At 73.9% G+C, this 20887-nt stretch carries 21 protein-coding genes; 9 read left to right on the top strand and 12 right to left on the bottom strand.

The window, feature by feature from the left end; all coding sequences use genetic code 11:
- The first annotated feature begins 301 nt into the window (after nucleotides 1–301).
- Nucleotides 302–1096: a VOC family protein gene (locus IG05_RS0104965; RefSeq protein WP_037813015.1), complete on the top strand. Its 795-nt coding sequence runs from the start codon at nucleotides 302–304 to the stop codon at nucleotides 1094–1096.
- Nucleotides 1097–1130: 34 nt separating this feature from the next.
- The gene (locus IG05_RS0104960; protein ID WP_030339494.1) at nucleotides 1131–1853 is read left to right on the top strand and encodes a ribonuclease H family protein; all 723 of its coding nucleotides are present in this window, start codon (nucleotides 1131–1133) and stop codon (nucleotides 1851–1853) included.
- Here IG05_RS0104960 and melC2 read toward each other — a convergent pair whose 3' ends face one another.
- Both melC2 and melC1 read right to left on the bottom strand, forming a co-directional pair.
- Entirely contained in the window at nucleotides 1854–2675 is an 822-nt protein-coding gene (melC2, locus tag IG05_RS0104955; RefSeq protein ID WP_030339492.1) for a tyrosinase MelC2, read from the bottom strand.
- Between the two features lie 35 nt (nucleotides 2676–2710).
- Nucleotides 2711–3091 carry an apotyrosinase chaperone MelC1 gene (melC1, locus tag IG05_RS0104950; protein ID WP_030339489.1) on the bottom strand — a complete coding sequence of 127 codons (381 nt, stop codon included), beginning with the start codon at nucleotides 3089–3091 and terminating at the stop codon, nucleotides 2711–2713.
- Nucleotides 3092–3427: 336 nt separating this feature from the next.
- On the opposite strand from melC1, the gene IG05_RS0104945 reads away from it, so the two are divergent.
- The 5 genes from IG05_RS0104945 to IG05_RS0104925 all read left to right on the top strand — a co-directional run bounded on the left by IG05_RS0104945 (nucleotide 3428) and on the right by IG05_RS0104925 (nucleotide 8404).
- Nucleotides 3428–4624, top strand: coding sequence for an FAD-dependent monooxygenase (locus IG05_RS0104945; protein WP_030339487.1), 1197 nt, complete (start codon nucleotides 3428–3430; stop codon nucleotides 4622–4624).
- Nucleotides 4625–4763: 139 nt separating this feature from the next.
- A complete protein-coding gene (locus tag IG05_RS0104940; protein WP_030339486.1) occupies nucleotides 4764–6236 on the top strand; it encodes an MFS transporter in 1473 nt (490 codons plus the stop codon).
- Nucleotides 6233–6868, top strand: a complete 636-nt coding sequence (locus tag IG05_RS0104935; protein WP_030339484.1) for a TetR family transcriptional regulator — start codon at nucleotides 6233–6235, stop codon at nucleotides 6866–6868. Before IG05_RS0104940 ends, IG05_RS0104935 begins: the two co-directional genes overlap by 4 nt.
- A gap of 4 nt (nucleotides 6869–6872) precedes the next feature.
- Nucleotides 6873–7856 (top strand): aldo/keto reductase, encoded by a 984-nt coding sequence (locus IG05_RS0104930; RefSeq protein WP_030339481.1) that lies wholly within the window; start codon nucleotides 6873–6875, stop codon nucleotides 7854–7856.
- A gap of 53 nt (nucleotides 7857–7909) precedes the next feature.
- A complete protein-coding gene (locus IG05_RS0104925) occupies nucleotides 7910–8404 on the top strand; it encodes a DUF6328 family protein (protein ID WP_030339479.1) in 495 nt (164 codons plus the stop codon).
- Here the strand turns inward: IG05_RS0104925 and IG05_RS0104920 are convergent.
- The 10 genes from IG05_RS0104920 to IG05_RS0104875 form a co-directional block, all read right to left on the bottom strand.
- Nucleotides 8401–9060 (bottom strand): DUF2238 domain-containing protein, encoded by a 660-nt coding sequence (locus tag IG05_RS0104920; RefSeq protein ID WP_234335766.1) that lies wholly within the window; start codon nucleotides 9058–9060, stop codon nucleotides 8401–8403. The two genes, IG05_RS0104925 and IG05_RS0104920, sit on opposite strands and share 4 nt — an antisense overlap.
- 84 nt (nucleotides 9061–9144) lie before the next feature.
- Complete coding sequence (locus IG05_RS0104915; RefSeq protein ID WP_030339475.1) at nucleotides 9145–9573, bottom strand: SsgA family sporulation/cell division regulator; 429 nt, start codon at nucleotides 9571–9573, stop codon at nucleotides 9145–9147.
- Between the two features lie 129 nt (nucleotides 9574–9702).
- Nucleotides 9703–10674, bottom strand: coding sequence for an LLM class F420-dependent oxidoreductase (locus IG05_RS0104910; protein ID WP_030339472.1), 972 nt, complete (start codon nucleotides 10672–10674; stop codon nucleotides 9703–9705).
- A 50-nt stretch (nucleotides 10675–10724) separates the two neighbouring features.
- The gene (locus tag IG05_RS0104905; protein WP_030339470.1) at nucleotides 10725–12311 is read right to left on the bottom strand and encodes a serine/threonine protein kinase; all 1587 of its coding nucleotides are present in this window, start codon (nucleotides 12309–12311) and stop codon (nucleotides 10725–10727) included.
- A gap of 159 nt (nucleotides 12312–12470) precedes the next feature.
- Nucleotides 12471–13430 (bottom strand): threonine/serine dehydratase, encoded by a 960-nt coding sequence (locus IG05_RS0104900; RefSeq protein WP_030339468.1) that lies wholly within the window; start codon nucleotides 13428–13430, stop codon nucleotides 12471–12473.
- 91 nt (nucleotides 13431–13521) lie between these two features.
- The gene (locus IG05_RS0104895; RefSeq protein WP_030339466.1) at nucleotides 13522–14547 is read right to left on the bottom strand and encodes a polyprenyl synthetase family protein; all 1026 of its coding nucleotides are present in this window, start codon (nucleotides 14545–14547) and stop codon (nucleotides 13522–13524) included.
- Nucleotides 14544–15584, bottom strand: a complete 1041-nt coding sequence (locus tag IG05_RS0104890; protein ID WP_030339464.1) for a tetratricopeptide repeat protein — start codon at nucleotides 15582–15584, stop codon at nucleotides 14544–14546. The genes IG05_RS0104895 and IG05_RS0104890 overlap by 4 nt, the downstream gene beginning before the upstream one ends.
- A gap of 150 nt (nucleotides 15585–15734) precedes the next feature.
- Nucleotides 15735–16412 carry an AIM24 family protein gene (locus tag IG05_RS0104885; RefSeq protein WP_030339462.1) on the bottom strand — a complete coding sequence of 226 codons (678 nt, stop codon included), beginning with the start codon at nucleotides 16410–16412 and terminating at the stop codon, nucleotides 15735–15737.
- 53 nt (nucleotides 16413–16465) lie between these two features.
- Nucleotides 16466–17311 carry a carbohydrate-binding protein gene (locus IG05_RS0104880; RefSeq protein WP_051789498.1) on the bottom strand — a complete coding sequence of 282 codons (846 nt, stop codon included), beginning with the start codon at nucleotides 17309–17311 and terminating at the stop codon, nucleotides 16466–16468.
- Between the two features lie 36 nt (nucleotides 17312–17347).
- Nucleotides 17348–18286, bottom strand: coding sequence for an AraC family transcriptional regulator (locus IG05_RS0104875; protein WP_030339458.1), 939 nt, complete (start codon nucleotides 18284–18286; stop codon nucleotides 17348–17350).
- Nucleotides 18287–18412: 126 nt separating this feature from the next.
- Here IG05_RS0104875 and IG05_RS0104870 point away from each other — a divergent pair, with 126 nt between their 5' ends.
- On the top strand, nucleotides 18413–19396 hold the full coding sequence (locus IG05_RS0104870) for a LysR family transcriptional regulator (protein WP_030339456.1): 984 nt from the start codon (nucleotides 18413–18415) through the stop codon (nucleotides 19394–19396).
- Nucleotides 19397–19520: 124 nt separating this feature from the next.
- Nucleotides 19521–20879, top strand: a complete 1359-nt coding sequence (locus tag IG05_RS0104865) for a carbohydrate-binding protein (protein WP_030339454.1) — start codon at nucleotides 19521–19523, stop codon at nucleotides 20877–20879.
- The last annotated feature ends 8 nt before the right edge of the window (nucleotides 20880–20887 follow it).

Genomic DNA, 20887 nt, shown 5'->3' with positions numbered 1-20887 from the left:
GCGGACGGGGCGGTGCGGACGGGATCGGTCGGTGGTGCGCGCGATGCCGCTGTGCTCGAAACAGCCAAACAGGACGCCTGGTGTTCCGGTACAGCGTGAAAGGGGCGGGTTTGATCACCGTGGGGCTCAAACCTGCGTGAGGGGTGTTCCGCGGCGGTGGTGCCGGCCCGTGCGCCGATCTTGTGCTTCCGCACCCGGCTTTGCCGAGGTTTGCGGCCCCGGATGTTCGGCGCGCGGGGCGACGGCGGGGTGGCTAGCGTGAGGTAGCGGGGCAGAGCAGCCGACCGAGAGGGCTTCGATCATGGCCGTGCAACCCGAGGGAACGCCCTGTTGGGCCGATGCGATGTTCAGCGACGTCGAGGGAGCCAAGCGGTTCTACGGTGACGTCCTCGGCTGGACCTTCGGCGAGTCGTCGTCGGCGTACGGCAACTACACGCAGGCCTACGCGGACGGCAAGGCCGTGGCCGCCGTCGTCCCGCCGATGCCCGGCCAGGAGGGGCAGTCGCAGTGGTGTTTGTACTTCGCCTCGCCGGACGCCGCGGCCACCGCGGAGAAGATCCGGCGAAACGGCGGCGAGGTGCTGCTGGAGCCGATGCAGGTGGGCGAGTTCGGCACCATGTGCCTGGCCCGGGAGCCCAGCGGGGCCGTGTTCGGCGTGTGGCAGGCGGGCACCCACGAGGGTTTCGGGACGACGGCGACACCCGGCGCCTTCTGCTGGGCCGAGGTCTTCACCAGGGAGCCGGAGCAGGCGGACGCCTTCCTCTCGGCCGTCTTCCCGTACCGGATGAAGGAGCTTGAGGACGACGCGGTCGACTTCCGGATGTTCGACGTCGGCGAGGACACCGTCCTCGGCCGGATGCGGATGACGGACGACTTCCCGCCGGAGGTGCCGGCGTACATCAATGTCTACTTCACCGTCGACGACTGCGACGCGGCCGTCGACCGGGCGGTCAGGCTCGGCGGGATCCTCCGCTTCGGGCCGATGAGCAGCCCTTTCGGCCGGTTCGCGGCGCTGAGTGACCCGCAGGGCGCGAACTTCTCGGTGATCGACATCGCGACCACCGAGGGCGAGATGCCGAAGGTGAGGGAGGTCTGACCGGTCCCGGAACGGCCCTGCCCGCGGCCATGGCATGATCGAGGACATGCGTGAACGTGTGGTGGCCGCGTGCGACGGGGCTTCGAAGGGGAACCCCGGGCCGGCCGGATGGGCGTGGGTGGTCTCGGACGGCGACGAGCCGGTCCCCGCGCGCTGGGCGGCGGGCCCGCTCGGCCGGGCCACCAACAACGTCGCCGAGCTGACGGCCCTGGAGCAGTTGCTCGCGGCCGTCGAGCCGGACGTGCCGCTGGAGATCCGGATGGACTCCCAGTACGCGATGAAGGCCGTCACCACCTGGCTGCCCGGCTGGAAGCGCAACGGCTGGAAGACCGCCGCCGGCAAGCCGGTCGCCAACCAGGACCTGGTGGTCCGCATCGACGAGCTCCTCGGCGGCCGGTCCGTCGAGTTCCGCTACGTGCCCGCCCACCAGGTCGACGGCGACCCGCTGAACGACTTCGCCGACCGCGCGGCCAGCCAGGCGGCCTCCGTCCAGGAGCCGGCCGGCAGCGCGCTCGGCTCGCCGGAGCCCCCGCCGTCGCCCGACACCCCGAAGGCGTCCGGGGCACCGCGCGGGAAGGCGCCCCGCCGCACCGGCGGCACCGCGTCCGCGCGCTCCGGCGGTGGCGCGTCCGCGCGCACGATCAAGGCGAAGTTCCCCGGCCGCTGCCAGTGCGGCCGGCCCTACGCGGCCGGCGAGAAGATCGCCAAGAACGCGCAGGGCTGGGGCCACCCGGAGTGCCGTACCGCCGAGGTCTGATCAGACGTCGAACGTGTAGAACTTGGTGTGGTCCAGGAGGTCCGCCGGGCGCACGGTGTTCCACGGCTTCATGGTGTCGTTCAGGTCCACGACGTCCGGCGTGCCGCCCGTCGGCACGTAGCCGGCGCCCGGGTGCCGCCGCTGCCACTCCGACCAGAGCTTGTCGATGTAGGCGTGGTGCAGCCAGAACACCGGGTCGTTGGGGGAGACCCCGGTGGCCATCTGCCCGCCGACCCACACGTGCACCCGGTTGTGCAGGTTGACCCCGCGCCAGCCCTCCAGGTGGTTGCGGAAGCCGTCCGAGGCGCTGTTGTACGGCGCCATGTCGTACGTCGCCATCGACAGCACCGACTCCACCTCGGCGCGCGTGGGCAGCTCCTTGACGCTCGTGCCGAGCGACCGGCGCAGGAAGGTACGCGTGTCCACCCGCACGTTGACCGGCCAGTTGCCCGTGGACGCGGCGAACGGGCCGTCCATCACCCGGCCGTCGGTGCTGCGCCCGGTGCCGCCGAGGAAGTCCGGTGCCCACAGCGAGGCGCGCACCGTGCGGTCGGTGCTCCAGTCCCAGTAGGGCAGGGCCACCGAGGAGTCCACGGACTGCAGCGCCTGCTCGAAGTCCAGCAGGAATCTGCGGTGCCAGGGCAGGAAGGAGGGGGAGCGGTGGCCGGTCCGCTCGCCGGTGTCGGTGTCCGACATGATGAACTCGTTGTGCGTACGGACGAAGTCGTCGTAGCGTCCGCTGCGCTTGAGTTCGAGGACGGCGGCGACGAAGCGCTTCTTCTCGTCGGCGGTGAGGGTGGCCTGGTTCTTGCGTACGGTCATGGTGCGCGGTGCTCCGGAGATCCTTGGCGTGGCGGTCAGTTGGCGGGGAAGGGCAGCAGCGGTGCACCCTGCAGCTCGTCCACCGCGGCACGGGCGGCGGCGCGCGGGGTGGACACCGGGTCGTAGTGGCTGACGACGCTGATCCAGCTGCCGTCGGCGTTCTGCATCACGTGCAGCTGCACGCCGTCTATGAACACCGCGTAACCGCCGCCGTGTTCGTGGTGGTGTCCGCCGCCGCTCGCCGGACGGCCCTGTATCCGGCGGCCCTTGTAGACCTCGTCGAAGGAGTCGGGGGTGGGGGACATGTGGTGGCCGGCGGCCGACGCGGCGGGCGCGGCGAGGGTGGCGGCGACCGAGGCCGTCGCGGCGACGGCGGCTGCCGTGGTGAGCGCGCGGCGCCGGGTGATGTCGGGCATGCGGGTCCTCCTCAGGAGTGGTCCGGTGGGTGACCATGCATGCCTATCGGGACGCTCCGGAGCGGAAGAAATCACCCGGAACCGGTTGGCTACGATCCGGACAATTAACCACATGTCGTACAGAGTTGAACTAAGATGATCTTGCTTCGGCAGTGGCCCGATCTGCTCCGGAACGGGCAATTCCTTGCCGGGGCGCCCGCGTTTTCGATGATCCTTCCCGATCGCCGTCCATCCGAGTGGTGCGGCTCACCACGCCAAACTGGCGCGATTGAACGGAGCGCCGGCTGCTACCCTCCGATGTCGTCCGACTGCGTTCAGTGACTGTCAGGGGTGCGTGTGAAGGTCGTCTGCGTCGGAGGCGGGCCCGCGGGCCTGTACCTCGCCATCCTGCTCAAGCGGCAGGATCCGTCCCATGACGTCACCGTCCATGAACGCAACCCGGAGGGTTCCACCTACGGCTGGGGTGTCACCTACTGGCGCGGACTCCTCGAAAAACTCCGTGAGCACGACCCGGAATCGGCCCGCGCGATCGAGGAGCACTCCGTCCGCTGGACCGACGGCGTCGCCCGCGTCGGCGACCTGACCACCCGGCACCGGGGCGACGAGGGCTTCGGGATCGGCCGGCACCGGCTGCTCGGCCTGCTCGCCGACCGGGCCCGCGCGCTGGACGTCCGCCTGCGGTTCGAGAGCGAGCTGACGGAGCCGCCCGCCGGCGCGGACCTCGTCGTCGCGGCCGACGGCGTGCACAGTGCCCTGCGCACCCGCGCGGCCGGCCACTTCGGCACCCGCGTCACCGCCGGCCGCAACCACTACATCTGGCTCGGCACCACCAAGGTCTTCGACGCCTTCTCCTTCGCCTTCACCGAGACGGAGCACGGCTGGATCTGGGCCTACGGCTACGGCTACAGCGGCGACCACAGCACCTGCGTCGTCGAGTGCTCCCCGCAGACCTACACCGGCCTCGGCCTGGACCGGGCCGACGAGGCCGAGGGGCTCGTCGTGCTGGAGAAGCTCTTCGCCGACGTCCTCGACGGTCACCCCCTCGTCGCCCGCCCCGGCGCCTCCTGGCTGACCTTCCGCACCCTCACCAACCGGACCTGGCACCACGGCAACCTGGTCCTCGTCGGCGACGCTGCCCACACCACCCACTACTCCATCGGCGCCGGCACCACCCTCGCCCTGGAGGACGCCATGTGCCTGGCCGGCGCCCTGCGCGAACACGCCGGCCTGCCCGAGGCCCTCGCCGCCTACGAGCGCCGGCGTCAGGCCGAGCTGCTGTCCGTGCAGAGCGCGGCCCGCTACAGCGCTCAGTGGTACGAGAACCTGCCCCGCTACATCCACCTGCCCCCGCACCGGATGTTCGCCCTGCTCGGCCAGCGCCACTCCCCGCTGCTGCCCCACGTCCCGCCGCAGCTCTACTACGGCCTGGACAAGGCCGCCGGGCAACTGGAGCCGCTGCGCCGGCTCAAAAGCTGGCTCGGCCCCCGCGCCGCCCGCGCCCTCCACGCCCGCTCCACGGCCCGCCGGGGCTAGGACCCTCACCCGGCGGCCCGCGAAGCAGAACCCGAGGAAGCCGCTCCCCGTTCGGGCGAAGAAACGTTGGTGAATACCCATTCACTCGATAAGGTGAATGAGTATTCACCTCGTCACCGTGCCGCCCGCAGGAGCGCCGATGGACCAGCCAGCCCCCATACCCCCGCCGCCCCGGCTGCGCGACCGGCTCACCGTCCCGGTACTGGCCTCGGGCGGCATCCTCATGGCGGTCATGCAGACCGTCGTCGTCCCGCTCCTGCCCGACCTGCCACGGCTCACCGGCGCCTCGGCCGCCACCGTCTCCTGGACGGTCACCGCGACCCTGCTCGCCGGTGCCGTCCTCACGCCCGTGCTCGGCCGGGCCGGCGACATGTACGGCAAGCGCCGGGTGCTCACCGCCGCGCTCGCCCTGATGACCGTCGGCTCCGTGATGTGCGCGCTGTCCTCCGACATCGGCGTGCTCATCGCCGCCCGCGCGCTCCAGGGCGCCGCCGCCTCCGTGGTCCCGCTCTCCATCAGCATCCTGCGCGACGAACTCCCGCCCGAGCGCCGCGGCTCGGCGGTGGCTCTCATGAGTTCCACCGTCGGCATCGGCGCCGCGCTCGGCCTGCCGCTCGCCGCGCTGGTCGTGCAGTACGCCGACTGGCACACCATGTTCTGGCTGACCAGTGCCCTCGGTGCACTGGGTGTCGCCGCGACCTGGTGGGCGGTGCGGGAGTCGCCGCTGCGCGAGCCCGGCCGCTTCGACGTCACCGGCGCGCTCGGCCTCGCCGCCGGGCTGGTCTGCCTGCTGCTGGGCGTCTCCCAGGGCGGCACCTGGGGCTGGGGCAGCGCCCGGGTCCTCGCCCTGTTCCTCGCGGCCGCCGTCGTCCTCGTCCTGTGGTGCCGTCAGCAGCTGCGCGCCGCCCGGCCGCTGGTCGACCTGCGGCTGGTCACCCGGCCACGGGTGGGGCTGTCCCATGTGGCGGCCCTGCTGACCGGGTTCGCCTTCTACGCCAACTCGCTGGTCACCGCCCAGCTGGTGCAGGCACCGAAGGCCACCGGGTACGGCCTCGGCCTGTCCATCGTCGCCACCGGACTCTGCCTGCTGCCCGGCGGCGTCACCATGCTGCTGTTCTCCCCGCTGTCGGCCCGCATCTCCGCCGCGCGCGGCCCGCGGATCACGCTCGCGCTGGGCGCCGCGGTCATCGCCTGCGGATACGCGCTGCGCATCGCCGACAGCCGCGACCTGTGGATGATCGTCCTGGGCGCGTCCGTGGTGGCGACCGGCACCACGCTCGCCTACTCCGCGCTGCCGACCCTCATCCTGCGCGCCGTACCGGCCGCCCAGACCGCCTCCGCCAACGGCGTCAACGTCCTCATGCGGACCATCGGCCAGGCCGTCTCCAGCGCGGCCGTCGCCGCCGTCCTCGTCCACCACAGCAGCCCTCTCGGCGGCGTCCCCGTGCCCAGCCTGCACGGTTACCTGCTCGCCTTCGCCCTGGCCGGCGCCGTCGCCCTCGCGGCCTGCGCGGCGGCCCTGTCCATCCCCGGCGACGGCCCCGCCCGTCGCACCCGGCGGGACCGCGGCGCCACCCGGGGCACCCGCGACGAGGCGATGGAGGGAGCATGAGGACCATGACCACTCCACCCGGTCAGGCGCCCGCCCCCGCACGCCGGGACGCCGAGGCCACCAAGGCCGCCATCCTGAAGGCCGCCCGCCACCTCCTGGCCCGGCACGCGCACGCCGACATCACCCTCAGGGCCGTCGCCGAACGCGCCGGGGTCAGCCCGCCGCTGATCCTGAAGTACTTCGGCAACAAGGACGCCCTGTTCGCCCGCGTGATGTCCTTCGACACCGACGCCGACGACCTGCTGGACGCCCCGCTGGACGACCTCGGCCGGCACATGGTCCGGCACGTGGTGTCCAGCCAGCGCGAACGGGGCGCCGACCCGCTGCTGCGCATCGCCTTCGCCCCGCTGCACGGCGACCACGGCGAGGTGCTGCGCGCCAACTTCCGCGCCCAGGTGACCGAACGCCTCGCCGCCCGGCTCACCGGCCCCGACGCGGGCCTGCGCGCCGAACTCGCCGTCGCCGCCCTCGTCGGCCTCGGCGTGATGTACGGCGTCGCCCGCGGCCCGCACCTGCGCGGCACCGGCACCGACGCCCTCGCCGACCGGTACGGGCCCGCCGTACAGGCACAGCTCACACCCGGACGGTGCACTCCACGGGGCGCGACGGAGCCGTACCGGATGACAGACTGACGCCATGGACGAACGCGTGATCGGCAGGTCGGGTCAGTGGGCATCGGTGGTCGGCCTCGGCACATGGCAGCTGGGCGCCGACTGGGGCGCCGTGGACGACAAGGAAGCCCTGTCCGTCCTGGAGGCGGCGGCCGAGGCCGGGGTCACCTTCTTCGACACGGCCGACGTGTACGGCGACGGACGCAGTGAGGGCACCATCGCCTCGTTCCTGCGCGGCCGCCCCGATCTGCACGTGCTGGTGGCCACCAAGATGGGCCGCCGGGTGGAGCAGGTCCCCGAGAACTACGTGCTGGACAACTTCCGTGCCTGGAACGACCGCTCGCGCCGCAACCTCGGCGTCGACCGCATCGACCTGGTGCAGCTGCACTGCCCGCCCACCCCGGTCTACTCCTCCGACGCGGTGTTCGACGCCCTGGACACCCTGGTCGAGGAGGAGCGCGTCGCCGCGTACGGGGTGAGTGTGGAGACCTGCGCCGAGGCGCTCACCGCGATCGCCCGGCCGCACGTGGCGAGCGTGCAGATCATCCTCAACCCGCTGCGCATGAAGCCCCTGTACGAGGTGCTGCCCGCCGCCCGCGCGGCCGGCGTCGGCGTCATCGCGCGCGTCCCCCTCGCCTCCGGGCTGCTGTCCGGCAAGTACACCAAGGACACGGTGTTCGCGGCCGACGACCACCGCACCTTCAACCGGCACGGCGAGGCCTTCGACCAGGGCGAGACCTTCTCCGGCGTCGACTACGGCACCGGCGTCGAGGCCGCCGCCGAGTTCGCCGCGCTCGCCCCGGAGGGGTACACCCCGGCCCAGCTGGCGCTGCGCTGGATCATCGAGCAGGACGGCGTGACCACGGTGATCCCCGGCGCCCGCAACCCGGAGCAGGCCCGCGCCAACGCCGCCGCGGCCAAGCTGCCGCCGCTGCCCGCGGGGACCTTCACCGCGATCCGCGAGCTGTACGAACGGCGGGTCAAGGACCAGGTCGAACACCGCTGGTAGCCGCGGGCGAGCGCACCGTTTGAAGGAACGGCCGCGCGGTTACACGCAACCGCATGACGGAGGCAGAACGGCGCAGAGGACGTGACGAGACCGAGGAGGAGCGGGCCGACCGGATGTGGGGGGAGCTCATCCAGGAGGTCCGGGTGGCGCAGACGGGGGTGCAGATCCTCTTCGGATTTCTGCTGACCGTCGTCTTCCAGCCCAAGTACACCCAGCTGACCAGCACCAACCAGGCCATCTACATCGTGACCGTCGTCCTGGGCGCCTGTGCGACCGGCGCCCTCATCGGACCGGTGTCCCTGCACCGCCTGGTCTCCGGCCGCCGGGTCAAGCCCCAGGCGGTGCGGCTCGCGTCCCGGTTGACCTTCGTCGGCCTGGTCCTGCTGCTCGCCACGATGACGTCGTCCCTGCTGCTGATCCTGCGGGTGGCCACCCACGACGGCTACGTGCCGTTCCTGGTGGCGGGCGTCGTCGCCTGGTACCTGCTGTGCTGGTACGGCCTGCCCCTGTGGGCCCGCCGCCGGCACACCTCCCGGACGGACCGCTAGGGCCTTACGGACCGGCGGGCCGCCAGGGCCCTCAGCTGCCGGTCGTGCAGCCTGCCGAGCAGCAGCACGGACAGCACCGCCCCGATCAGTGCGCAGCACATGTCCCACTGGGTGTCCCACACATCGCCCTGGGTGGCGAGGAACGCGTCCGCGCCGTGCCCGCCGATCTCGGCCGCCAGCCACTCCAGCAGCTCGAAGCAGGCGCTGAAGGCCAGACAGGCGCACACGGTGAGCGGCGCCAGCCAGCGGCTGCCGCGCAACGGCGAGGTCCGGCTGAGCAGTTCCCGCACCAGCACGGCCGGGACGAAGCCCTGCATCAGGTGACCGAAGCGGTCGTACGGATTGCGGTCCAGGCCGAGGGTGTCGCGCACCCAGTCGCCCGCCGGCACCTCCGCATAGGTGTAATGACCGCCGACCGCGAGGACCAGCGCGTGCACGGTCAGCAGCCCGCACAGCAGCCCCGTCAGCGGGAAGCGCCGCCAGGCGAGTACCACCAGCGGCAGGCCCGCCAGCGCCCACACCGTCTCCAGGAACCAGGTGGTGCGGTCGCGTGCGCCCCATGCCGACAGGACCAGCCCCGCGGCCACCACGCCCGCGAACAGGACGGGCGGTACGCGGCGCGGCGCGTGGAGCGGGGCGGGGTGCACTGCGGTCACGGCGGGCTCCTTGCCTGAGGACGGCCTCGGGTGTCTTGGGAGCCCCATCGTGCGGCCGGGCGCGGGCCGCGGGCATGAGTACGGCTACTCAGCCGTGGAGAGGATCTCCGCCAGCAGCTCGTCCGCGGGGAAGCGCTCCTGGCCCGGCCGGACGACCTTGTAGGTCTCGCGCAGGAACGCGGCGATCGCGGGTGCCCAGGCGAACACCACCGCATGGTGCCGGCCGCCGTCCGGGCGGATGTCCCCGAGGAACTCCAGGCGCAGCTCGTGCCAGGGACCGGTGGCCTCGGGCCGCATCCGCACGTCGCCGACCCCGACCGGCCGGGCCAGCCCGTCGCTCAGCATCTGCCGGTCCAGCCGCCAGCAGGCCAGCACCCGGCCGTCGTGGGTGAAGACGGCGGTGACGGCGAACGGGTCGTCGGCGTCGTAGCTGAGGTGGGCCAGCACCGGACACCGGCCGGTGCCCTGTGACAGCAGCTGCACCACCAGGGTCTTGTGCACGAACGAGTTCACGCGGGGGGCCTCCGACAACAATGGGCGTAGGGCCCTCTAGTACCCCCGAAGTGCCCGGGATGCTCACCCAAGTGACTGATTCCCGAAATCCCGCGTGCACCCGCGCCCCATCACACCGGCGGCGGCCCGTCAGGCGAACGCCTCCCGCAGCGCGGGCAGCAGGGTCTTCGCCGACCAGTCCAGGAACTCCGGCTGCGCGTCCCCGCCGATCTGCACCAGGGCGACCTCCCCGAACCCGGCCTCCGCGTAGGGCCGTACCGCCTCCACGAACGCGTCCACGTCGTCACCGCACGGAATGGCGGAGGCGACGTCGTCCTCGGTGACGAACTGGGTGGCGGCCTCGAAGGAGTCCGGGTGGGGCAGCTCGGCGTTCACCTTCCAGCCGAGGCCGAACCAGCGGAACTGCGAGTGGGCCCGCTTGATCGCCGTGTCCCGGTCGGGGTCGTAGCAGACCGGCAGCTGGCCCACCCGGGGCTTGCCGCTGCCGCCGTGCCGGTCGAAGGCCTCCAGCAGGCCCGCCTTCGGCTCGGTCGCGATGACCAGGTCGGCGAGATGCCCGGCGAGCTTGCAGGACTGCTCGCCGGAGACGGCGATACCGATCGGCGGCGCCTGCTCCGGCAGGTCCCACAGCCGGGCCGACTCCACGTCGTAGTGCTGCCCGTGGTGGGTGACGTGGCCGCCCTCGAACAGCGCGCGGATGATCTGCACCGCCTCTTCGAGCATCTCGTGGCGGACGTCGACCGGGGGCCAGCCGCCGCCCACGACGTGCTCGTTGAGGTTCTCGCCGGCACCGAGGCCGAGCCGGAACCTGCCCTCCGACAGCAGCTGCACGGTCGCGGCCTTCTGCGCCACGATCGCCGGGTGGTAGCGCAGGATGGGGCAGGTGACGTAGGTCATCAGGGGGATCCGCGACGTGGCCTGGGCAGCGGCACCCAGCACGCTCCAGGCGTACGAGGCGTGCCCCTGCGAACGCAGCCACGGGAAGTAGTGGTCGGAGATCACCGAGAAGTCGAAACCGGCCTCCTCGGCGCGCACCACGTGGTCCACCAGGTCCCGGGGACCCGTCTGCTCGGTCATCATCGTGTATCCGATTTGCACCATGAGAAGCGAGTCCCCGGCTCGGCGCCCGGAAAACGGCCGGCGGGCACAGCTCAGCCCTTCGGCGGCCGGAACGTCCCCAGGAAGGTCTTCAGCGCCAGCCGGTTGGCGGTGTCGTCCCAGGCCGCGGCCGGGGTGGTGAAGCGCAGGGAGAAGCCCCGCGTCCCGCCGAGCAGGAAGCCCCGCCCGAAGGTGTGCGTCCGTGTGTCCCCGGACCCCGCGAGCCACTCCAGGTCGGCGGCCCTGCGCCCCTGGTAGGTGGCGGCCCGCACGGCACCCAGCCGGCGGTAGCCGGGCAGCCGCGCCAGGCCGGGCTCGACGTCGTCCCGCCAGACGGCGACCGGGTCGGGACCCACCCGCTCGCTGTAGGTGACGGCGAGCGTCGGCGAGTCGCCGCCCCGGCCGAAGGTGACGCGGTAGGCGAGGCCGGACACCCGGGAGGTGGCCAGCCGCTTCCAGCCGTCGGGCAGTGCCACCGAGAAGCCCTCGGGGGCGCTGTACCCGCGGTAGCCGGCCGGCAGGGCGGAGGAGGAGGCCGGGGCGCTCGGCGTGGCGGCCGGCGCGGGGGCGGCCGGGGTGCCGCCACCGGTGTGCCGGCCGGCGGGCGTGGCGGGGCCGGTGGCCCGGGGCGGCGCCGCGGCCGTGCCCGTGCCGGGCAGCGCGCCGGCCGCGGCCAGCACCGCCGCGGCCACCGTGACCAGGGCCAGCGGGGCGCCGACGGCGACCGCCATCCGCCTGCCGCGCAGCGGTCCGGCGGACCGCACGCCGCGGTAGGCGCCGCGCAGCCGGGGCGCGGGGGCCGGCTCCCGGTCCGCGTCGGTGTCCTCGCTCAGCGCCCGGTTCAGCGCCTCCCGGACCACCGGCCGGGACAGCCGCTCCCGCGCGTCCTTGCGCAGCAGCCCCTGGACGGCCTGGGTGAGCGGGCCCGCGCGCAGCGGGGTGCGCAGCGGAAGCCGGTCCACCGCCTTCAGCGTGGCGTCGGGCCGGCCGCGGTCCCGGAACGGCGGGCGGCCCTCGACCGCCGTGTACAGCAGCGCGCCCAGCGCCCACAGGTCGGCGGCCGGGCCGATCCGCTCGTCCCTGGCCTGCTCCGGGGAGGCGTACGACGGTGCCGTGAGCCGCGGGACCAGGGTCGCGCCCGCCAGGCCGAACCCGGTGACGACCACCGGGCCGCCGTCCCGCACGAAGACCTGGCCGGGGCTCAGCTCCCCGTGCGTGATGCCCTCGTCGTGCGCGGCCTGCAGCACGTCCAGCAGCTCCAGGCCGAGCCGGGCCGCCCGCACCGGATGCAACGAGCCTTCTTCGGCGAGGACTTCGGTCAGGGGGGTGCCGTCGATCCACTCGGTGACCGTCCACAGGGTGCCCGCCTCCACCACGGCGTCGACGACCGCGGCGACCTGGCCGGGGCACAGCGGCCGCATGGTCTGCGAGGTGCGGACGACCCGGGCGGTGACGCGGCGCGCGGTGTCCTCGGCGGCGGGTCCCGGCAGGGCGGTCTGCGCCACCAGGCGGGGCTGCTGCGCGGTCACGTCCTCGGCGTACCACCACAGGCGGTTCGTCTCGCGGGAGAAGACCTCCAGGAGCCGGTACCGGCCGGCGACCAACTCGTGTGCGGAGACGTGCGCCTCGACCATGGTCATCCCTCGCTGAAACCCTGCATCGTCTTTCCCGGAGGTACGCAGGGCGCGCGGGGGTGCGTTCAGCGAATCCTCGATTCACGCCCCTTCTTGCCTTTTATTCAAACGCGGGGAGGCGCTCCGCGGTGCCGGGACGGGTGCCACGGGACAGGTGTCCCGGCCTCACAGCAGCCCGAAGGAGGCGGCCCAGCCGGCGAGCTCGCCCGGCGCGGTGTTGCCGCCGCACACCACGAGCCCGACCCGGGCGCCGGCGCCGGCCCGCTCGACCACCTGCCGGGCCGCCGGCAGCAGACAGCCCGCGGCCGGCTCGGCCCACACCTTGGCGTGCTCGGCCAGGTCCAGGCAGCCCTGCACCGCGTCCCGGTCCGGGACCACCAGGACCTCCTCGACCAGCGCGGACACGTGGTCGTACGTCAGCTGCGACACCGAGGGCGCGCTCAACGTGGTGACCAGGGACGACAGCGGCACGGCTACCGGACCGCCGGCCTCCAGCGCCCCCGACATCGCCTCGGCCCCCGCGGTCTCCACGCCCCACACGCGTACCCCGGGCCGCAGGGCGCGCAGGGCCGCCGCCACACCGGCGATCAGACCGCCGCCGCCCACGCTGACGACCACATCGGTCAGCTCCCCGGCGTCCTCGGCCAGCTCCAGGCCCACCGTGCCCTGCCCGGCGATCACCACCGGGTCGTCGAACGGGTGGACCAGCGTCAGGCCCTCGTCCCGCAACCGGGTCACCAGCCGGAAGGCGCTGTCCATGCCGTCCGTCAGCCGTACCGACGCCCCGGCGTCCTCCGCCAGCTCGATGGAGCGCGCGGGTGCGGTACGCGGCATCACCACGGTCGCCTTCACGTCGAGGGCCGCCGCCATCACGGCGAGCGCGATCCCGTGGTTGCCGCCGCTGACCGCGACCACGCCCGCCGCCCGTTCGGCCTCGCTGAGCGACAGCAGCTTGGCGGTCGCCCCGCGGGCCTTGAACGAGCCGGTGCGCTGGAGCAGTTCGAGCTTGGCGGTGACCGGGACGCCGAGCAGTGCGCCGAGGCCGGGGCTCGGCACCGTCGGCGTCCGGACGACGTGCCCGGCGATCCGCTGTGCGGCGCCCTCGATGTCCGCGAGGTCGATCACGGTGCTCCACCTTCCCGCGCGGGTCGGGAACCGCGCCGTTCGCACCTTGACCCGCCGGGACGCCGTTGGTCAACGCCGTCTCGGCGCACGGCTACAGCGCGCGGCCCACCAGCAGGTCCAGCAGCCCGGTCAGCTCCTCGACGGGGCCCGCGGCCAGCGGCGCGGCGGCGAGCAGTTCCCGTGCGGCGGCCGTGTGGGCGCGGGCTTCGGCCAGGGCCGCCGTACGGCCCCCCGCCGCCTCGATCAGCGCGGCGGCCTCCTCGGCGCGCTCGGGGGACCCGAGCAGCGCGGGCAGGTGCCGGGCCGCGGGGGAGCCGAGCGCGGCCAGCACCGGGAACGTCTTCTTGCCTTCCCGCAGATCGCCGCCGACGGACTTGCCGGTGACGGCCGGGTCGCCCCAGAGGCCGAGCACGTCGTCGACCAGCTGGAAGGCGATCCCGAGGTGCCGCCCGGCCCGGTCCAGCACGAGGGCCGTGTCCCGGGGCGCGCCGCCGAGCGTGGCGCCCAGCGCGGCGGCGCAGCCCAGCAGCGCGCCGGTCTTGCCCTCGGCCATCACCTGGTACTCCCGCGCCGTCACCCGCTCCGGACCGGTCCAGGGCCGGGTGGTGAACAGCAGGTCGTCGGCCTGCCCGCGCACCAGGTCGGCGAGGGCCGCCGAGAGCAGCCGTACCGCGCCGGGTGTCTCGGTCGCGGCGGCGACGGTGTCCACCGCCAGCGCGAACAGGGCGTCCCCGGCCAGTACGGCCGGGCCCGTGCCGTAGGCCTGCCAGACGGCGGGGCGGCCGCGCCGGCTCGCGTCGCCGTCCATGATGTCGTCGTGCAGCAGCGAGAAGGCGTGCACCAGCTCCACGGCGACCGCCGCCGGGACCCCGGCCCGGCCGTCGGCGCCCGCGGCCTCGGCGCCGAGGACCGCGAGCGCCTGCCGTACGCCCTTGCCGCCCGGCGCGCCGGCGGGCGCCCCGCCGACCTCGCACCAGCCGAAGGAGTACGCGGCCATCTCGGCGACCCAGGGGTGCAGCCGCCCCACCGCCGCCCGCAGTTCCGGCCGCACCAGCTCGCGGCACCGGGCGAGAGCGTGCCGGGCGGACTCCCGCACCGGCGAGACGGGCGCCGTCACCGTACGGCCTCCGCGTCGAGGCCGAACTCCCGCTGGGCCCGGGCCACCATCTCCCGGGCGTGCCGCAGCCCGCTGCGCTCCAGCGTCCGCGCCAGGTCGGCGAGTTCGGCGGCGGTCTCGGCCCGGTCGCGGCCGAGCCGGGCGAGGGACTTGGCGAGACCCAGCCGGGACAGCGCCTCGCCGCGGGGTTCGCTCATCGTCCGGAACTCCGTCAGCGCCAGCTCGTACCGCTCGCGGGCCTCGGCGTAACGGCCCGCGCGGTACAGGACGTTGCCCTGCATCTTGTGGTTGTAGGCGAGTGCGCTGGAGAGGTTCATCTCCCGGCAGGTCGCCTCCGCCTCGGCCAGCAGCTCCAGCGCCCGCTCGGTGGCGCCGTCGCGTACCGAGAGCACGTCCGCGAGCCCGCGCAGCGCCCAGGCGTGGCCGCGCCGGTCGTCGGCCCGGCCGGCTATCTCCGCCGCCTCCTCGAACAGGGCGTACGCCCGGTCGTGGTCGCCGGTGTTGCGGTGCATCTGGGCGATGCCCTCCAGGGCCCACACCGTGTGCCGGGCCTCGCCCCGTTTGCGGGCCTCGGCCAGCAGCTGCTCGTGCAGCCGGCCGACGGCCGCGTAGTCGCCCTGGATCCGGCCGGTCTCCGCGAGGCCGGCCAGCGAGTAGCCGCGCACCACCACGTCCCCGCCCCGCTCGCCGAGTTCGGCCGCGAGCCCCAGCAGCCGCCAGGCGAGCGGGAACGCCCCGCGCTGCCGGGCCAGGGTGCCCCCGCTCCACAGCGCCCAGGCCATGGCGGCGGTGTCGCCGGCCTCGCGGGCGGCGCGGTAGCTCGCCTTCCAGGCCCGGTCGGCCTCCTGTACGTGGCCCAGCCGGCGGTGGGCCTCGGCGACGGCGAGCCCGCAGCGCGCCGCCTCGCCGGGGTGTCCGGCCCGTTCGGCCTCGTGCAGCCGCTCGGTGGCCTCGGCCAGCACGTCGACCAGCGAGGAGTTCACGGACAGGGTGGTCAGGGCGCCCTGGTACTCCGGGGCGAAAGCCTTGCCGTACATGCGTACCCTTCTATACACGGAGTGTATACATACCGTGTATAGCATCTCGGAAGTATGCCCCGGCCCGAGGGGCCGGGGCCCGGTCTGTTGTCGATCAAGACGCCGGTACGGCGTCGGGGGTTGCCCGTGCGACACGGATCACAGGCAAGGTCAGTGCTGCTGGGCCTTCTGGGGCGTCACCTCGCTCGGCCGCACCACCACGAACCCCTCGCCCTGGAGCATGAGCTGCACGGCCTCGCCCGAACCGCCGCGCAGCATCGAGCCGATGGACTGCGAGCGGTGCAGGGAGGTGCGCAGGTGGGCCGTCCAGCCCACCACCGCGTCCGTGTCGACGTACACCGGCGCCTGCGCGGACACCGGGATGACCAGCGGGTTGCCCTCGCACACCAGGCCGAGCCGGCCCTGCCCGCTGAACACGCTGTTGAACAGGCCGCCGCCGGCGATGCCGGACCCCTTCACCGTCTTGATCTCGTACGCCAGCGAGGCGTCGAAACACAGGACGTTGCGGCCGTTGACGGTGAACTGGTCGCCGGACTCGACCTCGACGATGAAGCAGTTCTGCGCCTCGTGCGCGAACCAGGCCTCGCCCTGCCCGCGCACCGCCATGAGGGGCAGTCCCTCACCGGTGACCGCCCGCTTGAGCATGCCGCCGACGCCCTGCCCCTTGCGCTCGAACCCGAGATCGCCGCGGTAGGCGACCATCGCGCCCTGCCGGGCGTACATCTCGCCGTTCACCACGTACCTGATGCACTTGGCGTTCTCCACGTACATGCCCGGCTGCACGGCCGGCTGCACCACGTGCTGACTGGAAAAGAGATCACCCTTCATGCCGGGCATGGTGTCCCGGAAGCCGGCGTTCCGCCAAGATCACGGAACGGACTTCACGCCGCCTGCCACAGCGCCGGCACCGCCGGGGGCTCCCAGCCCGGCTGGGAGGTGTGCGGCTGGAGGCAGACGTACGCGCGCGCCGCGTACGTCGCCCAGTCGCCCGCCCGGTACGCGGTCCCCGGCGTCCAGGTGTTCTCCGGCGAGGAGGGACCGGGTCCCGGGCCGGGGTCCTGCGGGACGTCGATGACGAAGTCGAACGCCGCCTCCCGGCCGCCGCCCCCGTCGCGCACCGTCATCAGCAGGCGGGAGTCGAAGATCGTGTCGGTGCTGTTGCGCGGTTCGTTCGGGAAGTACAGCTGCGTGGTCAGGACGGGCCGGTGCGGCGCCTGCACCTTGACGTGGAGGTGACGGGTCCGGCCCGGATACAGGCCCGGCACGATCGTGGTCAGCGCGAAGGAGCCGCGGGAGTCGGTGAACTGGTGGCCGCGCAGCCGGAAACCGGTGTTGTCGTACGCGCCGTTGGTGTCGGCCTGCCAGAAGTCCAGCAGCACGCCGGACAGGGGGAGGCAGGCCCGGCCGAAGACGTAGCCGGTCACGGTGAGCCGGGTGCCCGGCAGGCCCGGTTCCAGCAGACTCGTGCGCTCCGGCGAGTTCGGTTTGAAGTAGGGGCCCTCGATCTGTTCCGGAGTGGGGTGGTCGCCGTCGTCGCACGGCGGGGTGAGTTCGGGCGCCGCGCCGCCCGCGACGAACGTGCGGGCGAGCGCCGGGCCGCCGATCAGGGCGACGGGCACCGCGGCGGTGGCGGCGAGGGCCGCGCGCAGCACCGTCTTGCGGTGGACCAGCCGCTGGGACCTCGGCTCCTCCTGCGCCCCGGCGCCGTCCCTGCCTGCTCCGTCCATGTCTCCTCCTCGTGGGGGGTCGGATGCGCAATGAAACTAAGTCCGCACGGACGGGAGTTCGAGGGACTGGTCGTGGCGGCTGTGGTGTTTTCGGAAGTCACCGGGGCTGCTGCCGGTCTCCCGCCGGAAGAACCGGCTGAAGTAGGCGGGGTCGGCGAAGCCGGTGCGGGCGGCGACCTGCCGCACCGACAGCCGGGTGTGCGCGAGCAGTTGCTGTGCCTGGTACACCCGGGCCTCGATCAGCAGCCGTCCCGGCGGGCGGCCGGTGGCGGCCCGTACCGCCTGCGTGAGGTAGCCGGGCGTCACGCCCAGCCGCCCCGCGCACTCCCGCACGCTCCAGCCGGCCGCCTCCGGGCGCGCGATCAGCCGGGTGAACTCCTCGGCCACGGCGGCCGGCCGGCCCAGGACCCGCGGGTCGCGGCCGGCCCCGCCGTGCCGCGGCAGCCGGGCGGCGCGTACGACGAGGACGTGCAGCAGCGAGCGCAGGACGCTCTCGTGGCCCGGGGCGCGCTGCCGGTGCTCCGCGACGAGTTCGGCCATCAGCCGCCCCACGGACCGGTCGTGTTCGGCGTCCAGCGCGAACCAGCCCCGTTCCCCGAGCCGCCGCAGCACCTCGCGGTCCCCGGGGTGGTCGACCAGGAAGTCGTCCGTGAACAGCGCCAGGGTCCCCTCCGGGCCCTGGCCGCCCTCCCAGTGGTGCACCTGCCCGGGCAGCACCACGGCCAGGTGCGGGGGCCGGACCGGCCAGCGCACCAGGTCGACGACGTGGGTGCCGGAACCGGCGCTGACGTGGATGATCTCGTAGAAGGTGTGCCGGTGCGGGCGGCTCCACCGGGACAGCGGTCCCACCGCCTCGAAGGAGCCCGCGGCGAACGGCGGGTGCCCGGGCCCGGCCACCTCCAGCCGGTGCAGGGGTACGTCCCCGGCCGCGGTCGGCAGACCGGGGGTTCCCGGTGGGACGGTGGTGGCGCGCATTGCTCGTGCTCCCCTCTCCTGGCGTGCCGGACGGGCTCGCCGCTTGTCGCGGGCATCGACCAGATACCGTACTTTGGTCTGGACCAACCTCTTGCCCCATGCCGTCCGGCGCCGCAAGCTCCCCTCATGGAGCTGGAGTTGCGGCATCTCAGGACCCTTCGGACCATCGCGGAGGCAGGCAGCCTGACCAGGGCGGCGACCGCGCTCGGACTCGCGCAGCCCGCACTGAGCGCGCAGCTCAGGCGCATCGAGCGAGCCCTGGGCGGCACCCTGTTCGAACGGGGGCGGCACGGGGTGCGGGCCACCGCGCTCGGTGAGCTGGTCCTGGAACGCACCCGGCTCGTGCTCCCCGCGGTCAGCGAACTGCAGCAGGAGGCGGCCGAGTTCGCCCGCGGACGCGGGCAGGGGGAGCGGCTCCGGCTCGGCGGCACCCACGGGCCGCTGCTCGGCGCGCTGGTGGACCGGCTCGCCGACGCCGCCCCCGGCACCAGCCTGAGCACCCGCGCCTCCTGGTCGGAGCGGGAACTGGCCGGGCTGCTCGCCGAGGGACGCCTGGACTTCGCCCTCACCGGTGCCTGCGGCTCCGCGCCCCCGCCCGACGCCACCCGCCTGGTCTGGGAGGAGATCGCCGTCGACCCGGTCTTCGTCATGCTCGCCGACACCCATCCGCTCGCCCGGGGGCCGGAGATCGACCTCACCGCGCTCGCGGACGAGGCGTGGGCGTGCGTCCCGGGCGACGGCTGTTTCGGCGACTGTTTCACCGCGGCCTGCGCCCGGGCCGGCTTCACCCCCCGCCGCATGTACGAGACGGACACCGCGTCCTGCGTCCACCTGGTGCAGGTCGGCCGGGCCGTCGGCCTGTGCCGGGCCACCTTCCCGTCGACGCCCGGCCTCACCACCCGCCCGCTCGCCGGCACCCCGCTGGTCTGGCGGCACCTGCTGGGCTGGCGCCCGGCCGGCCAGCGGCCGGGCACCGCGGCCACGGTGCTCGCGCAGAGCCGCAAGGCACACGAGGACGCGGCGGCGCGCAGCGACGGCTACGCCCACTGGCTCGCGCACCGCGCGGAACCGGCGGCCAGGGCGCACCGCCGCACCGGGCGCGCGTCCTGACGGCGCGTGGCCGAACCGCACGCCTGCCATAACACCGGGGCAGGGGGTCGGCTGACGTCTTACGGACGCGGTCGGGGGCTCCGTACGGTTTCCGGCACTCCACCGAATCCGAGGAGACCTCCCCATGCTCCAACGCCCCCTCACAGCCGCGTGCGCCGCCGCCGCGGCGGCGGGTGCCCTGCTCGTGGCCGGGCTCAGCGGCTCCGCGAGCGCCCGGCCGTCCGGCGTCCCGGCCGCGCCCACGGCGGCCGGGACGCTGCGCACCGACGCCGCCCCGCCCGCCCTCCTGCGGGCCCTGGAACGGGACCTGGGCCTGACCCGGCAGCAGGCCGAGCGCCGCCTGGCCAACGAGGCGGAGGCGGGCGCCACCTCCGGCCGGCTGCGGGCCGCACTGGGCGCGCACTACGCGGGCTCCTGGGTGCGCGGCGCGGAATCGGACACCCTGACCGTCGCCACCACGGACCCGGCGGACGTACCGGCGATCCGGGCCCGGGGCGCCGCCGCGCGTGTGGTGGACCACTCCCTGACCGCGCTCGACGCCGCCAAGGCACGCCTGGACCGGGCCGCCGCCCGGCGCGCCACCACCGACACCCCCGTCTGGTACGTCGACGTCCCGTCCAACGCGCTGGTGGTGCGGGCGGTACGCACCGACGCCGCACGCTCCCTGCTGGCGGCGGCCCACGTCGACGCCTCCCTCGCCCGCATGGTGAAGTCCGCCGAGCACCCCCGCCCGCTCTACGACCTGCGCGGCGGCGACGCGTACTACATCGACAACAGCACCCGCTGCTCGATCGGCTTCCCGGTGACCCGCGGCAGCCAGCAGGGCTTCGCCACGGCCGGCCACTGCGGCCGGGCCGGCAGCACCACCACCGGCTCCAACCGGGTCGCACAGGGCACCTTCCAGGCGTCCGTCTTCCCCGGCAACGACATGGCGTGGGTGGCCGCGAACGCCAACTGGACGGCGACGCCCTACGTCAACGGCTCCAGCGCGCAGGTCACGGGTTCGACACAGGCCACCGTGGGCTCCTCCGTGTGCCGTTCCGGCTCGACGACGGGCTGGCACTGCGGGACGGTGCAGCAGCTCAACAGCAGCGTCACCTACCAGGAGGGCACCGTCACCGGGGTCACTCGCACCTCTGTGTGCGCCGAACCGGGCGACTCGGGCGGCTCGTTCATCTCCGGCAGCCAGGCACAGGGCGTCACCTCGGGCGGCACGGGCAACTGCACCAGCGGCGGCACCACGTACTTCCAGCCGGTCAACCCGATCCTCCAGTCGTACGGCCTCACGCTGAAGACGACCGCGACCGGTCCCGGCGACCCCGGTGACCCGGGCGACCCGGGCGGCACCTGGGCGGCCGGCACCGTCTACCAGGCGGGCGCCACGGTGACGTACGGCGGCGCCGCCTACCGCTGTCTGCAGACCCACCAGGCCCAGCAGGGCTGGGAGCCGCCGAACACCCCCGCGCTGTGGCAACGGCAGTGAGCGGCTGC

The organism is Streptomyces sp. NRRL S-1022 (assembly GCF_000720135.1).
In the GTDB taxonomy this organism is placed as follows: domain Bacteria; phylum Actinomycetota; class Actinomycetes; order Streptomycetales; family Streptomycetaceae; genus Streptomyces.
This window is presented reverse-complemented; position numbering and strand designations above follow the sequence as displayed.

Bases quoted from the DNA above. Each gene is read 5' to 3' on its own strand.
- IG05_RS0104965 (WP_037813015.1), top strand. From the start codon at position 302: ATGGCCGTGCAACCCGAGGGAACGCCCTGTTGGGCCGATGCGATGTTC.
- IG05_RS0104960 (WP_030339494.1), top strand. From the start codon at position 1,131: ATGATCGAGGACATGCGTGAACGTGTGGTGGCCGCGTGCGACGGGGCT.
- melC2 (WP_030339492.1), bottom strand. From the start codon at position 2,675: ATGACCGTACGCAAGAACCAGGCCACCCTCACCGCCGACGAGAAGAAG.
- melC1 (WP_030339489.1), bottom strand. From the start codon at position 3,091: ATGCCCGACATCACCCGGCGCCGCGCGCTCACCACGGCAGCCGCCGTC.
- IG05_RS0104940 (WP_030339486.1), top strand. From the start codon at position 4,764: ATGGACCAGCCAGCCCCCATACCCCCGCCGCCCCGGCTGCGCGACCGG.
- IG05_RS0104935 (WP_030339484.1), top strand. From the start codon at position 6,233: ATGAGGACCATGACCACTCCACCCGGTCAGGCGCCCGCCCCCGCACGC.
- IG05_RS0104930 (WP_030339481.1), top strand. From the start codon at position 6,873: ATGGACGAACGCGTGATCGGCAGGTCGGGTCAGTGGGCATCGGTGGTC.
- IG05_RS0104925 (WP_030339479.1), top strand. From the start codon at position 7,910: ATGACGGAGGCAGAACGGCGCAGAGGACGTGACGAGACCGAGGAGGAG.
- IG05_RS0104910 (WP_030339472.1), bottom strand. From the start codon at position 10,674: ATGGTGCAAATCGGATACACGATGATGACCGAGCAGACGGGTCCCCGG.
- IG05_RS0104905 (WP_030339470.1), bottom strand. From the start codon at position 12,311: ATGACCATGGTCGAGGCGCACGTCTCCGCACACGAGTTGGTCGCCGGC.
- IG05_RS0104890 (WP_030339464.1), bottom strand. From the start codon at position 15,584: ATGTACGGCAAGGCTTTCGCCCCGGAGTACCAGGGCGCCCTGACCACC.
- IG05_RS0104885 (WP_030339462.1), bottom strand. From the start codon at position 16,412: ATGAAGGGTGATCTCTTTTCCAGTCAGCACGTGGTGCAGCCGGCCGTG.
- IG05_RS0104880 (WP_051789498.1), bottom strand. From the start codon at position 17,311: ATGGACGGAGCAGGCAGGGACGGCGCCGGGGCGCAGGAGGAGCCGAGG.
- IG05_RS0104875 (WP_030339458.1), bottom strand. From the start codon at position 18,286: ATGCGCGCCACCACCGTCCCACCGGGAACCCCCGGTCTGCCGACCGCG.
- IG05_RS0104870 (WP_030339456.1), top strand. From the start codon at position 18,413: ATGGAGCTGGAGTTGCGGCATCTCAGGACCCTTCGGACCATCGCGGAG.
- IG05_RS0104865 (WP_030339454.1), top strand. From the start codon at position 19,521: ATGCTCCAACGCCCCCTCACAGCCGCGTGCGCCGCCGCCGCGGCGGCG.